Here is a 14,865-nt window from a genome sequence, read left to right on the forward strand (position 1 = left end):
AACCTTTTTGTGCCCCATATTTCTGTTGTACCCATTAATTACCATATAATGGGGCAGATGGTTATTTATTTTTTCTACGCGATTTTCATGCTAAAAGCGAGGAAGAGACTATGAAGGTAATGGTCGATCATGAAAAATCACGCCAGACTCAGGTCCAATACCTGGCCATTTCACCGGAAGACCTGGAGATTATGGCCCGGTACCGGGATTTGTTTGTGAAAGAAGCCGACCGCGTGGTGGATTATTTTTACGGGCACATTTTGCAGTTTCCCCAGCTCAAAAAAATTATCGAGAGGCACAGCAATGTAAACAGGCTTAAGGAAACCCAGAAGCAGTATTTTATCAGCCTGACTTCACCGGTTTTGGACGAGCAGTATTTCAAGCAACGCCTGTATATCGGGCGCAAGCACCTTGACATCGGCCTTTCCCCCCGCTGGTATTTGGGGGCCTATCAGATGTACTGCCAGGAGATCCAGCGCATTTTAATTGAACATCATGGAGATGATATGGCCGCCGTCCAGCGCGCTTTCAATGCTTTTGCCAGGAGGATCAACCTGGACATGCAGTTGGCAATCGAAAACTATATCATCCAGCAACTGGAACAATTGATGCAAATGCAGCAGGACGTGGGCAAGGTGGCGGGAGTCATTTCCCATATAGCCGATGAAACCAACCTCCTGGCTTTGAATGCGGCCATTGAGGCCGCGCGGGCCGGGGAGCACGGCCGCACCTTCACCGTGGTGGCCCAGGCGGTGCGCAAGCTGGCCCAGCAGTCGGCAAATTCCGCCAAAGAAATTGCCGGGATGATCCAGAAGAACAGTGAAGCTATTATGAAGATGCAGAAGATCAACGATGATAATCTATAGGGGGGCTTGCCATGGGATTGCAAAATGAGGTGTTGTGCCGCCTGGCCGCCAGGGGCAGTTTGTTCCGGGTGTTGTTTCTTTCCATGATAGTGATGGGATTGCTTATCGGGGTGGTTTTCCCTTTCTTTGTGGTAGCCCTGGGATTACCCTCCGGAATGGTCTTCCGGCCGTCGTTTTTTGGAGCCTGTGTACTGGCGGGGCTGCTCGTCGGAGAGATCAACTACCTGCTGGCTCGTTTTGTGCTGGCCATTCCTTTAAAAAACCTGGCCGGGATGGCTGAACGGGTGGCCAGCGGTGATTTGAAAGACGGGGGCGACCTTTTTTGCAGCCGGGAATTATAAGGCGGGGTGACATGGTGGAAAAAGACGCAATTGGACAACTAATCGGTTCGTTTGAACAAATGCGCCGAAACTTGGCCCACCTGATCGGCGAAGTTGCGGAAGAGGCCAGGAAGGCATCGGAGCTGGCCGAGCAGCTTTCCAGCGCCACGGATCAGATCTCCCAGGGGGCCACGGAAACGGCCAGCGCGGCGGTTCAGATTTCCGCCAGCGTGGAGGAAGTGGCCGGGCGGGCGGAAACGGTGGCCCGAACGGCCGGCCGGGCCGCTTCCCTGGCCGAAGACGGCGGCCGGAAGATGGATGAGGTTAGCCGCCAGATCCGTACCATGCATGATACCACACGCCAGGCGGTGGAACGGGTGGAGCGTTTTGCCCGGATGTCCGAGCAGATCGGGGAAATACTGGGCATTATCAGCAGCATTGCCGACCAGACCAACCTGCTGGCGTTGAATGCGGCCATTGAAGCCGCCCGGGCCGGGGAACACGGCCGGGGCTTTGCCGTGGTGGCCGAAGAGGTGCGCAAGCTGGCAGAGAGATCGGCCTCTTCAGCCGAGGAAATAGGCAACCTGGTGTCCGCCATCCGGGAAGAGATCAGCGAGGTTACTGCCCTGATGGAAGGATCGGCCCGGGAGGCGGACCGGGGCCTGGCGGTGGTTGAGGAGGCCGGCACCGCCTTTAAGGAAATTTTAAGTGCGGTGCAGGAAGTGGATTCCCAGGTGGCCGATGTAGCGACGGCTTCCCGGCAGGTGTCGGAGGCGGTACAAAATATCGCCGCCTCCACCGAGGAACAAAGCGCCCTGCTGCAGGAAACCGCCAGCAGCATTGCCACCCTTTCCAGCATGGCCGAAAGGTTAGAGGCTATGGCTGCCCGGTTTAAGGTTTGAAACGCCGATTTCAATGATATCCCCGTTATGCAACTCATCGGTAAAGGATGCTTCTTTACCGTTGAGGGTCAGGCGGATGGGCGGCTTAAGCCCGCCGGGATCCAGGTCAATGTAATTGAAGACATCGATGAAGATGTAACTGGAACGTCCCGTCAGGTTGACGGTAGATCCGTTTACCGTTACGGTGATGCTTTGAGTGAGCTCGGAACTAAAATTACCCCCGGTTATTTCCGGGTGGCGGGGCAATATTTCCTGGGTAGGGTTTTCCCTGCCCACTGGCCGGTAGTCTACCCTGTCTCCATCATGGAGGCGGTAGGTAGGGGGGACAGCCCGACCGTTCACCAGCACCTCCCACGCGTCCAATTCTACCGGAGAGGCGGCCAGGTGCTCTGCCAGCCACTCAAAAAGGGGTTTCACGGAACATATTTCCACCTCACATTCCGGGGTGATTTCCCGGGCCGGTTCGGCGGCCTGTCCGTTGATTAAACAAAGGGCCGCTGTTTCTACCGGCCTGCCGTTAGCGTACACGGTAATGGTGCCCGGGGGTGGCAAAAGATCTGCTATTGTGGCCCGGGCGTCTTTGCCGTTAACGGCCGGGTGGACCACAATCCGGTCCCCGTGGGCCACCCTGGTTTGCATGTTGGCTTCCCGGTCATTCACCAGGATCCTGGCCGGTTGGGAGAGCCCTCCGTAAATCACCTGGCGCTTGCCGTTTAAGGTAAAGGCCAGGTTTTTCCCGTTTTGCCCGATCAGCAGGCGGGGGTTAAAGCCGGTTATAGCCAGCACATTCCCCACGGTAAATTCCCGTGCATTGAAGAGCCGGTGTTCCACCCCGTTCACCATGATGTGGATAAAATCATGGCCCAGTTTGCGTAAAGCAACGAGGGCAATGCCCGCTACTGTTATCCCTTCCGGACCGGGAATTTCATCGTCGCCCTCCACCATGAGTACCTGTTCCAGGCTGCGCCGGTCCCGCAGGACCACCCGGTTTTTGTCCAGCTCCAGATGCCGGGCAATCTTTTCCGTCAGGCCGGGAACCTGCCCGCCGCCTCCTACGCAAAATACCGAACGGGGCGGCCGGCCCCCGTTCTGGGCCAGGATTTGGGTGCTGATTTCCCGGGCCAATCTTTCCAGAGTCGGGTCGATGCGGGCCAGCAGGTCCTGGCAGGAGATGGTATTTTCCATGCCCACGATGTCCGTGTAACGTATGTCCTCACCCCGGACCAGCTCCCTTTTCATGCGCTCGGCGGTGTCAAAATCAACCAGGCAGGTCTGGACAATTTCTTCGGTAATTTCGTCTCCAGCCACGGGGACCATGCCGTAGGCGGTGATGGATCCGTCCCTGGTGATGGCAATATCGGAGGTGCCGGCGCCGATATCCACCAGGGCCAGGTTTAAGAGGCGGTAGTTTTCGGGAATGGCCGCTTCGATGGCGGCAATGGGCTCCAGGGTGAGGCTTAAAGGCTCCAGTTCCACCCGCTGGAGCACGGCGTAGAGGCTGTTGACCACCGAGCCGGGCAAAAAGGTGGCCAGCACATCGGCTCCAATGGTTTTGCCCCGGTGGCCCACCAGGCTGGAAATGGGGTAGCCGTCCAGGTAATAAGAAACGATGCTGTAACCTACGCACGTGAAATCCTGCCCGCTGGGCGGCGGTTCGGCTGCCAGTTCCCGGTGGGCCTGCTGGATGGCTGCCAGTTCCAGGGCGTTCACTTCAGGCCAGTCAATTTCCCGGCCGCCGGTTTCCCGCTCGATGTGGCAGGACCTGGTAATCAGGGAGCGTCCCGCGGCGGCAATGGCCACATGTCGCAGGGGGAAGCCCAGTTCCCCTTCCAGTTCTTTTTTTACCGCCCGTACCGCTTCGGCCACCCCCGGGATGTCGTGGATCTGCCCGTCCAGCATGGTTCTCCGGCGGTGTTCCACCAGCCGCTGCGCCGCCAGCCTTAACCGGCCGTCCTCGGGGACGGCTACCAGTCCGATTACCGTGCGGGTGCCGATATCCAGGGCAAAGATGGTATTTTCAGGAGATGCTTTTAAAGCCATGCCGCATACCTTCCCGTTCATTGGAGTGGGGGTAGGGTATTTTCTCCCGTTATAGTACCATGGATGTTTTATATGGGACAACTTCGCTGGTTATATTTCCGTTAGCGACCTGTTTCCTCTGCGCCGGATGAACCGGCGGCAGGTTGGCTGGTTGATTTAGCCAGTTTCCTGGTTAAGGCAATCCTGTCCCGGGCCTGCTCGTTCAGGGCGGCGCTGCCCCCACGCACAACCACCGACCGGCGAAAGAAATCCAGTGCTCCGGCATATTGACCCAGTCTGAAGTGCAGTTCGCCAATGAGGTAGGCCAGTTGCTGTTCCTGTTTGGTGGACAGTTTCCGGGAACTGTTAAAGTAAGCCTGCCGGAAGTATTCCAATGCCCGGGCCCGGGCGTCTAACGCAGCTTCTTTCTGTTCTCCGTCCTCATACAGCCAGGCCAGGTGCAACCACAGGCGGGCTATTTTGTCCGGTTCCGCGGCCATCTGTTCTGAGTTGAACAGGGCCAGCCGGTGTGCCTGCAGGGCAAATTCCGGTGTTCCCGGGGCGGCCATCATTTCGGGAAAAGCCCTTTGCCTTTCTGCCTTTCCGTCCTGAAGCAGCTTTTTTTGCCTGGCGGAGAGATTTGGAAAATCGGTGCGCTGGTTGGCGTAAAAGCAGGCCGGGCAAACCCAGACGCTGTACAAAAGCGGTTCAAAATCGCGGTAACGCTGGCGGAAATCGCTATCCTGGCCGGTGACGGATAATTTATGTTCAAACACTTTATGCACCGTAAAAATGGTGCTGCACACCGGGCATTTAACCTCTGACTGGTAAAGAAAGGGGTGCCCTGAACCTGTACGGAGAGTTTCTTTTTGAGCGGGTGGTTTATCCCTTGACGCCCGCATGATTTTTGCGGCCAGCTGCGGGTGCATCTTGATTACCTGTTCCAGGTTTTCCTCATTAATCACCAGCACCAGGGAATCTTCCACCGCCCGGGCGTCGCTTTGCCGCGATAAACCTTCCAGCAGGGAGCTCTGGCCGATAAATTCCCCCGGTCCCACAAGGGCCTGCACTTCCCTCTGACCGCCGGTAACTTTGCTGAGCTCGATCTTGCCCTGTAATACTATATACATTTCCCTTTTATGTTCGCCCCGGCGAAAAAGAAACTCACCCGGCGCCAGGGATTGAATTATTTTCGATCCGGTGTAATCTGGCACCAGTAAACATTCCTTTCCAAATTCATCATAAACGCGAAAATACCACGGTTAGGGTGTTGATGTAAAGGTTTGCCATAAGGCTGTCATGTTTAGTTATTCTACCTGTTCAGAAAAGGATCCTGCCTTGGGGTATGAGTTATTTGTTGCGGCTGTTTTTGCCTGCGGGCATAGTGAAATTGTGATATTGCTCACTGCCGGCGGGCAAAGGGCGGGGTATAATGGCGGGCAGGCAGCAATTTTTAAGGAAAAGGTGGCAGCCTTGACAAACTATACCGGGTATGTTAGTTTACAAGTGAGTAATCACTTAATATAATGGAGTATAATTGTTCAGGAGGCAAATTTTACATGGTGCAGCGATACGATACGCAGATCAGGCAGCAGCAAATCGTCCGGGCCACATTGAAGATTGTTGCCGAAAGGGGCATTTCCGGGTTGACCACTGCCGAAATTGCCCGGGAAGTGGGCATTGCCGAGGGAACCATTTTTCGCCACTTTGCAAGTAAAAATGAAATACTGCTGGCCACCGTACGTTATATACGGGACACCCTCCTGGGCTGGAGCCGGGCCAGGGTTGCCGGGGGAGGTGAACCCCTGGAAAAGCTCGGTGATATTTTGCTTTTTCACCTGGAGCTGTTTGAACAAAACAGCGGGATTCCCAAAATTATTTTTTCCGAGCAGGTGCATCTGCACGACGAAAAGCTGCGTCAGCTGATGTCTGAGACCATTGGCGAATACATGGAGCTTATAGGGACCATTATCCGGGAGGGTATGGAGAAGGGACAGTTCAGGCCCGGCCTGGATGTACCCATGGTCGTTGCTGCCTACCTGGGCCTGGTGCAGGTAAGCCTGTTGCGCTGGTCTTTAAGGGGGTGTCAATCATCCCTTACTGAAACACACGGGCGGATTTTACGTTTTTTATCCACAATACTGCAAAATTAATTTTATGTTATTTAGTGAGTGAATACTTGCTTGCTTTCGGCTGTAAGGGCATTGCTCCAGGATAATGACGGGTAATTGCCTGTACCTGTTAAGTCCGTGGGCACGCAAGAACCGTCCATCATGCTTTCCGGCCGGCCTGTCGCCGGTTAAATATGCCGGTAGCCATAAAGGGTCGCTTTTCTGGCACCGGGCAGCAGGGTTTCCAGCAGTCTTAAAGGCTTTCGCTGAGGAAGGCTTTTACTGGCAGGTTAACACTGGATACTCTTGATGTTAAGGGGGCTTAAGCCGTGAATCTTCCGCTGAACTTTCTAAAGATCTTTTCTACCGTTAAAAGACAGGTCAAAGCGGTTCTGCTGGTTATTATCCTGGTAGCCCTTGGCCTGGTGGTAGGCACAAAGATTATGGCCCTGCGCCAGCTGCCGCCACCGGCACAGGCGGCGGGCGTGCCGGTGGAGACGGTGCCGGTTACCGCCGGTACCATCACGGAGAGCCTGAGCTATACGGGGACCATTGAATCCGCCCACCAGGCGTCCCTGGCTTCCAAAGTAATGGCGGAAATTCGAACGCTTACGGTTAAAGAAGGAGACCGGGTGACCAGGGGCCAGGTTCTGGTAGTTTTAAACGATGAAGAATTAAAAGAGCGCTTAAACCAGGCGGCAGCGGCAGTGGACCAGGCCAGAGCGGTTCTGGAACAGGCCGAGGGCGCCCTTTCCGTCAGCCGGACCAACCTGGAAAAGGCCGCGGCCAATTACAAACGCGGGCAGGAGTTGCTGGCCGCCGGAGCTATAGCCCCGTCCGTTTTTGAAAACCAGTACGAACTCCCCTACCAGCAGGCGAAGGAATCGGCGGAACGCACCGCTCCCGCCCAGGTCAGGGCGGCCAGGGCCCAGCTTGCCCAGGCCGAAGCCGGGCTGGCACTGGCCAGGTCAGCCTATCAGGATGCAACCATCAAGGCGCCTTTTAACGGTGTGGTTACAGCCGTACATAACTATCCCGGTGATCTGGCCGTGCCGGGTAAACCAATTCTTACCCTGGACGATACTGGAAAAATGGTTGCGCGGGTTAAGGTGGCCGAGGCAGACCTGCCCTTTTTAAAAGTAGGGCAAAAAGCAACGCTGCGCTATCCCGGGGGGCGGGAAACCGCCTCGCAGGTTTCCCGGATTTACCCGGCAGAAGACCCCCTCACCCGCAGCACCATCGTGGAGGTGCCGGTTTCTTCTCCCGGAGTCAGGCCGGGGATGAGCGTGGAGGTTTCCTTTGTAGTCGGCCAAAGCGAGCGGGTCCTGCTGGTCCCCCGCCGGGCGGTGAAAACGGAACAGGGCAGGGCCTGGGTGTTCGCCGTCAGAAACGGCAGGGCGGTACAGGTGCCGGTAACTCCGGGGTTAAAGAACGAAACGCACTATGAAATAAAAGGAGACCTTAAGCCCGGCGAGCCGGTGGTGGTGTCCGACTTGACCAGGCTTTATGACGGGAAAGAAGTACTTGTGTACCAGGAAAGGAGAAAGTCATGAACTGGCCCGCCTTTGCCATCAAGCACAAATATACGGTGTTTGCCCTGGTCCTGGCCATAGTGTTTTTCGGCCTCTACGCCAAAAACGTAATTAAACTGGAGCTGTTTCCCGATACGTCTCCTCCCATGGTGAACGTGATCACGGTATACCCCGGGGTTGCCGCCTCGGATGTGGCCAGGGAAGTGAGCAAACCGCTGGAGGAAGAACTGGCTACTATCGAGGGAGTTAAGAAGATCTCCTCGTCTTCCCAGGATGGGCTTTCCGTGGTCAGGGTGGAGTTCAACTACGAAAAAGACCTGGACCAGGCGGCGGTGGACGTGCAAAATGCCATCAGCCGGATAAAGGGAAGCCTGCCCGCAGGCATTCAGGAACCGCAGGTGCTCAAGTTCAGCTCCCAGGATAAGCCGGTGCTTACCCTGGCCTTAAGCAGCGATAGCCTGGATCCGGTCGCCTTGCGTACGCTGGCTGATAACGAAATTAAAAACGCAGTGCAGCTGGTGGACGGGGTGGGGGCCGTGGACGTGCTGGGCGGCCACCGGCGGCAGGTTAATGTTTACGTGGACCGGCACCGTCTGGAGGCTCTTAATATTTCCCTCGACCGGGTGGCGGCGGCCATCGGAGGGGGAAATATCAGCCTGCCCGCCGGGCGGGTTACCCGGCGGGAGCAGGAATACATAATCAGGGTCACGCAGGAGCGCCTGCATCCCGGGGAGCTGGCCAACATCCTCCTCGAAAACCGCGGCGGCCACAACATATACTTGAAAGACGTGGCCCGGATTGAAGATTCCAGCCAGGAACAACGCAGCAGCTATAACTTTAACGGCAAGAATTCCCTGGCCGTTCAGATCATCAAAAAGCGTGAGGCCAACACGGTTGAAGTGGTTGAGAGGGTAAAAGAAAAGCTGGCTGAACTGGAAAGGCAATTTCCCGAAATAAAGTTTGCCGTAGCTGATGATGATTCCATTTTCACCCTGCAGGTAGTGGAGAACATGACCGCCAGCGTCAGGGATGCCCTCATCTTCACCACGGCCATTATTTTGCTATTCCTCATCAGCTTGAATGAATCGGTCATCGTTGCCTTTTCCATGCCCCTGTCCCTGCTGGGAGCCATTGTCCTTATGAAGGCCTCCGGCCTGTCGCTGAACATTATCACCCTTTCCGCCCTCATTTTGAGCGTAGGCATTGTGGTGGATGACTCCATTATTGTGGTGGAAAATATCATGCGCCACCACCATGAGCTCGGGAAGGACATCCGCACCGCGGCCATTGACGGTGCAAGCGAGATCATGCTGCCCGCGGTGGCCGGTACGGCCACCATTGTGGCGGTGCTGATTCCCCTTTTGTTTGTAGGCGGGTTCGTGGGTCAGATGTTCAGCCCCCTGGCCAAAACGCTCATTTACGCCATCAGCTGTTCCCTGCTTGTTTCCCTGACCATTATCCCCCTGCTCACAGTTATGCTGGGCGGCAGGCGCTGGGCGGCGGCTGAAAGGGCGTTAAACGCGGCAATTGCTCCTTTTACGAAAGCCATGAACCGCCTGAAAGACTCCTACGCCCTGCTGGTCGTCAGGGCCTTGAAAAGGCGAAAGATGACCCTGCTCCTGTCCCTGGGGCTAATTTTGCTGAGTATCAAACTCCTGGGCCTGATCGGTATGGAAGTGCTGCCCAGGATGGACGCCGGGTCGCTTTTGATCAGTTTGCAAACCTCCCCCGCCAGTTCCCTGGAGAAGACGATCGGGGTGGTGGCGCGGGTGGAGGAATTGCTGGACAGGGAGCCGGCGGTAATTGCCTACAGCACCCGCATCGGTTATGAACCGGGGTCGCATTACATGGGCGGTACCGGCGCCCTGGGGGTAACCCAGGCGGAAATCACCGTAACCCTTACCTCCCGGAAGGAAAGGAAGGAAACCATCTGGCAAATCGAAGAACGGCTGCGCCGGGAAATGGCCCGCATTCACGACATTGAAACCTTTGTGGTGAAGGAAGTCGGCGGTACGGCTAAAAGCAGCACCGCCGCGCCCATAGACGTACGCATCACCGGGGATGATGTGCGGGTGCTGGATTACCTGGCCGGTGAGGTGCTTGCGCAGTTAAAAACCGTACCCGGTGCGGTCAACCTCTACCGGAGCTGGTCGTTAAACACGCCGGAGGTAAACATGGTGGTGGACGAAACCCGGGCGGCGGCCCTGGGCCTTACCCCGGAAAAAATAGCCCGGCAGGTTTATGCTGCCCTGGAGGGACTGAGGGCGTCCTCCCTGCAGGTGGAAAGCCGCAAGGATACCGATATCGTGGTACGCTACCGGCCCGAGGACCGGGGTTCCCTGGAAAGCATGCTGTCCGTCACCGTCACCTCTCCCCTGGGCGTGCAGGTGCCGCTGCGGGAGCTGGTACATGTGGAGATCAACCCGGCGGCCAGCGTGGTTACCCGGGAAAATCTCCTGCCCTCCATTGATATTCTGGGTTATACTGAGGGGCGGCCCTTCAGCCACGTGATTGCCGATGTGGAAAAGGCACTCCGGGAGGTGAAACTTCCCGAGGGCTACAGGCTGGAAGTGACCGGTGAAAAGGCGGACCTGCAGGAGTCCGCCGGGGATTTAAAGCGTGCCCTGCTTCTGGCCGTGGTGACGGTGTATTTGCTGCTGGTGGCCCAGTTCAGGTCCTTCATTCACCCGGTAACCATTATGATGAGCATTCCTTTAGTGCTCTTCGGGGTAGCCCTGGCCCTGCTGCTGAGCGGCAAGAGCGTTTCTTTGCCGGCAATACTGGGACTGATTCTGCTTATGGGTACGGTGGTGCGCAACAGCATTGTGCTGGTGGAGTTCATCATCCGCGCCCGGGAGGCGGGCACGACCAGGGATGAAGCCATCGTGGAGGCGGTGCGGGTGCGCTTCCGGCCCATCATGATGACCGCCCTGTCCTGCGTGGTGGGGATGCTTCCCCTGGCCCTGGAATGGGCGCTGGGTTCGGAAAGGTTTTCTCCCCTGGCTATAACCGTTATCGGGGGAATGCTGGTGGCCACTTTGCTGACCATGGTGGTCATACCGGTGGTGTACTCGCTGTTTGATGATCTGGTGGACAGAGCTCAATTTAAACCGGCAGGGGTTAAAAATATGGAAACCGGTGCGAATTAAGCCCGTGGACAAGCAAGAACCGTCCCGGCTGGCCACGTTACTTGTCGTGAAATAAATCATTCCAGAACTATGATCTGGATCAATGTTTTGGTGGCAGAAATATGCTAGGGTAAGGGAAAACCACGAAAGGAGCGGGTAAATATGGAGATCAAACTTTTTGGTGCGGATGGGTGTCCGGTATGCCGTCAGCTGGAACAAACGGTCTTCGATGTCCTGGCCGAGATGGGGGTGGCCGCGGCGGTCAATAAGGTCACCGATCCCGGGGAGCGGCTGCAGTACGAGGTTTACCGGCTACCCGGTTTGATGATAGACGGGGAGTTGAAGGCCAGCGGACGGGTGCCGGCCCGCCACGAGCTCATGAACTGGGTGAAGGAAAGATCAGCTAAGTCTTAATAAAACGGGTAACCGGGTAACCAGTAGGCGGAAAGGGGGTTAGAGCTGTTATGCAAACCATAGTTTTTCGCCTTGAAGGGCTGGCCTGTCCCGAATGCGCCCGGAACACCGGAATAATACTGGAAAGACAAAAGGGAGTTAAAAAGGCCGTGGTGACCTATGCCACGGGAAAGGTGAAGGTGGAATATGATCCGGCGGTGGTAACTCCTGAGGAAATCGAAAAGGTCATTGCTAAAACCGGGTACCGGATTACCGGGAGGGGTTAGTTATGTTCAGCTTCCCGTCACAAAGAGAAAGTGCCGTTCCCGTTGCCCCGGTTGGTGGCTTGTTCCGCCTGGAACGCTTGAGGGCGCTGTGGGTGGCTTATGACAAGCTTATAATCACCTTGGGTTCTGGACTGCTCATCCTGCTGGGTTACCTGGCCGGCCGCCTGGGCTGGCCGGCGGCGGCCAACAGGTTGATGGTGCTGGCCACTCTCCTGGCCGGCTACCGGGTTGCTGCGTCAGCCTGGCAGGCTTTGCGCTTCCGGGTGGTGGGCATCAATGCCCTGGTTACCCTGGCCGCCCTGGGCGCCACCATTATCGGCGAATACTGGGAGGCGGCCGTGGTCACTTTTCTGTTTTCCCTGGGAAATTATCTGGAAGCCCGGACCATGGACAAAACCCGTGCCGCTTTGAGGAAACTGATGGAGCTGGCACCCCGGGTGGCCCGGGTGCGCCGGGAGGGAACCGAAGTGGAGGTGCCGGCGGAAGAGGTGGAACCCGGCGAGCTGGTCCTCATCCGTGCCGGGGATAAAATTCCGGTGGACGGCATGGTGGTCCGGGGGCGGGCGGCGGTCAACCAGGCGGCCATCACCGGGGAGTCCCTGCCGGTGCAGAAGGAGCCCGGGGACCACGTGTTCAGCGGTACCGTGAGTGAAAGCGGCTACCTGGAGGTGGAGGCAGAACGGACCGGTGAAGAAACCACCTTTGCCCGGATCATGCAACTGGTGGAAGAGGCCCAGGAGGAAAAGGCCAGGATCCAGCGCTGGCTGGAAAACTTCGCCCGTTACTACACTCCCGGTATTATGGCGGTTTCCGCCCTGACCTACCTGGTGACCCGGGATGCCCTGCTGGCCCTGACCCTGCTGGTAATTGCCTGTCCCGGGGCGCTGGTAATTGCCACTCCCGTTTCCATTGTAGCCGCCACGGGAAATGCCGCCCGCCACGGGGTTCTGATCAAGGGTGGGGAGCACCTGGAAAAGGCCGGGCGGATCCGGGCAGTGGTTCTGGATAAAACCGGCACTCTCACCCGGGGCCGGCCGCAGGTAAGAAAGGTGCGGGTGTGGCGCGGGTCGGAAAAGGAAATGTTGCTAAAAGCTGCTGCCGTGGAAAAACTGTCTGGGCATCCCCTGGCCAAACCCCTGGTGGAAAGGGCGGAGTCCCTGGGGACGATTCCCCTGGCAGAAGATTTTCAGGTTTACCCCGGTTGCGGGGTAACCGGTACGGTGGACGGGGAGATTATCCGGGTGGGTAACCGCCGGTTGATGCAGGAAGCCAGCATCCCCGTTCCGGTGGATGTGGAAAATTACCTGGCAGGCGAAGAGTCTGCCGGACGGACAGCCGTCCTGGTGGCCATAGGGGAGGAAATTTGGGGAGCGGTGAGCATCGCCGACGGGATCCGGGACGAAGCGAAAAATCTGGTTTCCCGGTTGAAGGCTGCCGGAGTACGCAAGGTGGTCATGCTCACCGGTGACAACCAGCGGGTGGCCCGGGCCGTGGCCCGGGAACTGGGAATGGACGAATATCAGGCGGAGGTTTTGCCGGAAGGGAAAGTGGAGGCCATCCGTCGTTTGAAGCAAGAAGGCCTGGTGGTGGCCATGGTGGGGGACGGGATCAATGATGCCCCGGCCCTGGCGGCTGCCGATGTGGGTATTGCCATGGGGGCGGCAGGGACCGACGTGGCCATGGAAACGGCGGACATCGTCCTCATGTCCGACCGCCTGGATAAGCTCCCCTACGCCATCGGCCTCAGCCGTCAGACCTTGAAAAATATCCAGCAAAATGTCACCTTTGCCATTCTGGTGGTGGCAGTTTTGCTGCTGGGTGTTATGGGCAAAAAGGTGGTGCTGGCTTCCGGCATGCTTATCCACGAAGCCAGCGTACTCCTGGTCATCCTGAACGCCATGCGACTTATGCGTTACCGGAATGGATGAGAGTTCATGTAGAAGTCGTATTTATTTTGTGGAGCTGTCCGTCAACCGTGTTACCCACGACCGGGTGGTTCTTTTAAAAGCCGCGAACTGATGGGTAAGATGATGGAGAGCAGATGGCCGTGGTGCATGGGATATCTTTCTTTTATAAGGAGATAGAAAGTAATTTAGAATTAATTTAGCTTGAGGAGTTGATTTTAGTGAGCATAAGTCCGGACTCCCCTCCCGGTATTGAGAAGCAGGATGTTGGGCAGCCGTACATAGCCATTTATTTGCGCAAAATGCTCGGCAGCAGACGTACGGCTCCCTTATCCGCCCCTTCGTGGAAGGAACTTCTCGTTTCCTGGTTTGGGACCTTTTCAGGTATCGGGGTGGTGGCCGTCCTGACCCTGGTTTACAACATGCCCATGATTGTGCCCTCCTTTGGCGCGTCTGCCCTGTTGATTTATGGTTTGCCCGATGCTCCCCTGGCCCAGCCCCGGAATGTCATTGGCGGGCATATTATTTCGGCCATATGCGGCGTAACGGTTTACGCCCTTTTCGGCCTGACCTGGTGGTCCGCGGCGCTGGCCGCCTCCCTGGCGGTACTGCTGATGCTCATTACCAGAACCGCCCACCCGCCGGGCGGCGCCACCGCCCTGGGAGCAGTGCTGGCCAAGGCTTCCCCCATGTACATACTCACGCCCGTGGCCCTGGGCGCCGCCATACTGGTACTGGTGGGGCTGATCACCAACAACCTGCTGCCGGAAAGAAAATACCCGAGATACTGGCTTTAATTAGTGAACCAGGTATAAATGGAAGGGGTTGCAGAAATGAGCAACAGGCCGGCTGTTATTCTGGAGGATGTGGAAGCCGCCCTGCAGCAAGCGGGGAAGGTGATGGATATAACTCCGGAGGATTTGCTGACTATCGTCGATTTGACCCTGGACCAGGCGGAAAAACGTCAAAGTACCTTTGAAGGCAAACAGTGGATCGGGGAAATAATGACTGTACCGGTGATTACCTGTACGCCCGATACCACCATTGAAGAAGCAGCCCGCATCCTGCTGGAAAAGAATATTCACTGCCTTCCCGTGGTTGACCAGGGGGGCAGACTGGTGGGGATCGTCACAGAATCGGATCTTATCTTTCAGTTTTCCGCAGTTCCCGCCGGCGGCTTCCTTCTGGACCTGCTTATGCGCAAGAAATTACCAAAATCCGGTCATACCATTGGGGAAATTATGGTTAAAAAGGTGACCACCGTTCATCCCGGTGATCCCATTCAAAAAGCCATTCAATTGATTATAAAACATGGTTACGGGAGAATTCCCGTGGTGGATGGGGACAACAGGGTGGTGGGCATCGTTGCCCGCAAGGACATCCTGCATTTCCTGAAATGATGC

General features: G+C 56.7%; 13 protein-coding genes. 11 read left to right on the forward strand and 2 right to left on the reverse strand.

Going from position 1 to position 14,865, the window contains the following annotated elements; all coding sequences use genetic code 11:
* The first annotated feature begins 110 nt into the window (after positions 1–110).
* The 3 genes from J2Z49_RS10780 to J2Z49_RS10790 are packed head-to-tail and all read left to right on the forward strand — an operon-like array spanning position 111 to position 2,088.
* A complete protein-coding gene (locus tag J2Z49_RS10780; protein WP_072866957.1) occupies positions 111–866 on the forward strand; it encodes a globin-coupled sensor protein in 756 nt (251 codons plus the stop codon).
* Positions 867–877: 11 nt separating this feature from the next.
* Positions 878–1,207 (forward strand): hypothetical protein, encoded by a 330-nt coding sequence (locus tag J2Z49_RS10785; protein WP_307402969.1) that lies wholly within the window; start codon positions 878–880, stop codon positions 1,205–1,207.
* Between the two features lie 11 nt (positions 1,208–1,218).
* Positions 1,219–2,088, forward strand: a complete 870-nt coding sequence (locus tag J2Z49_RS10790; RefSeq protein ID WP_307402970.1) for a methyl-accepting chemotaxis protein — start codon at positions 1,219–1,221, stop codon at positions 2,086–2,088.
* On the opposite strand, the gene J2Z49_RS10795 is transcribed toward J2Z49_RS10790, so the two are convergent.
* Both J2Z49_RS10795 and J2Z49_RS10800 read right to left on the reverse strand, forming a co-directional pair.
* Positions 2,056–4,149: a cell division FtsA domain-containing protein gene (locus J2Z49_RS10795; RefSeq protein WP_307402971.1), complete on the reverse strand. Its 2,094-nt coding sequence runs from the start codon at positions 4,147–4,149 to the stop codon at positions 2,056–2,058. The genes J2Z49_RS10790 and J2Z49_RS10795 overlap by 33 nt on opposite strands.
* Before the next feature lie 80 nt (positions 4,150–4,229).
* Positions 4,230–5,321 carry a DUF2225 domain-containing protein gene (locus tag J2Z49_RS10800; RefSeq protein WP_307402972.1) on the reverse strand — a complete coding sequence of 364 codons (1,092 nt, stop codon included), beginning with the start codon at positions 5,319–5,321 and terminating at the stop codon, positions 4,230–4,232.
* Between the two features lie 345 nt (positions 5,322–5,666).
* Here J2Z49_RS10800 and J2Z49_RS10805 point away from each other — a divergent pair, with 345 nt between their 5' ends.
* From J2Z49_RS10805 to J2Z49_RS10840, 8 genes are all read left to right on the forward strand, one after another.
* Positions 5,667–6,260: a TetR/AcrR family transcriptional regulator gene (locus J2Z49_RS10805; protein WP_307402973.1), complete on the forward strand. Its 594-nt coding sequence runs from the start codon at positions 5,667–5,669 to the stop codon at positions 6,258–6,260.
* 287 nt (positions 6,261–6,547) lie between these two features.
* A complete protein-coding gene (locus J2Z49_RS10810) occupies positions 6,548–7,771 on the forward strand; it encodes an efflux RND transporter periplasmic adaptor subunit (RefSeq protein ID WP_307402974.1) in 1,224 nt (407 codons plus the stop codon).
* Positions 7,768–10,899 carry an efflux RND transporter permease subunit gene (locus tag J2Z49_RS10815; RefSeq protein ID WP_307402975.1) on the forward strand — a complete coding sequence of 1,044 codons (3,132 nt, stop codon included), beginning with the start codon at positions 7,768–7,770 and terminating at the stop codon, positions 10,897–10,899. The genes J2Z49_RS10810 and J2Z49_RS10815 overlap by 4 nt, the downstream gene beginning before the upstream one ends.
* Before the next feature lie 141 nt (positions 10,900–11,040).
* Positions 11,041–11,292, forward strand: a complete 252-nt coding sequence (locus J2Z49_RS10820; protein ID WP_307402976.1) for a thioredoxin family protein — start codon at positions 11,041–11,043, stop codon at positions 11,290–11,292.
* 50 nt (positions 11,293–11,342) lie between these two features.
* Complete coding sequence (locus tag J2Z49_RS10825) at positions 11,343–11,558, forward strand: heavy-metal-associated domain-containing protein (RefSeq protein ID WP_072866856.1); 216 nt, start codon at positions 11,343–11,345, stop codon at positions 11,556–11,558.
* A gap of 2 nt (positions 11,559–11,560) precedes the next feature.
* A complete protein-coding gene (locus J2Z49_RS10830; protein ID WP_307402977.1) occupies positions 11,561–13,486 on the forward strand; it encodes a heavy metal translocating P-type ATPase in 1,926 nt (641 codons plus the stop codon).
* A gap of 197 nt (positions 13,487–13,683) precedes the next feature.
* Complete coding sequence (locus J2Z49_RS10835; protein ID WP_307402978.1) at positions 13,684–14,259, forward strand: HPP family protein; 576 nt, start codon at positions 13,684–13,686, stop codon at positions 14,257–14,259.
* A 36-nt stretch (positions 14,260–14,295) separates the two neighbouring features.
* On the forward strand, positions 14,296–14,862 hold the full coding sequence (locus tag J2Z49_RS10840) for a CBS domain-containing protein (RefSeq protein ID WP_307402979.1): 567 nt from the start codon (positions 14,296–14,298) through the stop codon (positions 14,860–14,862).
* The last annotated feature ends 3 nt before the right edge of the window (positions 14,863–14,865 follow it).

Origin of the sequence: Desulfofundulus luciae, assembly GCF_030813795.1 — a bacterium.
Classification (GTDB): domain Bacteria; phylum Bacillota; class Desulfotomaculia; order Desulfotomaculales; family Desulfovirgulaceae; genus Desulfofundulus; species Desulfofundulus luciae.